General features: G+C 57.4%; 1 protein-coding gene. It reads right to left on the bottom strand.

Translation table 11 applies throughout. The annotated features are described in order from the left end of the window. The coding region (locus tag ACSNOK_RS36305; protein WP_436784907.1) for an aconitase family protein at window positions 1–235 on the bottom strand (235 nt) is incomplete at both ends.

Below are 235 nucleotides of genomic sequence, written 5' to 3'. Positions count from 1 at the left end.
GAGTACATCTCGGCGGAGATAGACGACCCGACGATCTCCTCAATCTCCTCGGTAGAGGGCCACAGATCAACCAAACGAACCTCACGACCATCCGGGGTGGTGGCGAGAACGTCATTGTTGAGGTCGATGTCCATAGTGCCGGCAATCGAGTAGATGACAACCAGCGGAGGGCTGGCTAGGTAGTTCATCGTGACGTCGGGGCTGATGCGACCCTCGAAGTTGCGGTTGCCAGACA

It is taken from the genome of Streptomyces sp. URMC 126 (assembly GCF_051386555.1).
Classification (GTDB): Bacteria; Actinomycetota; Actinomycetes; order Streptomycetales; family Streptomycetaceae; genus Streptomyces.
This window is presented reverse-complemented; position numbering and strand designations above follow the sequence as displayed.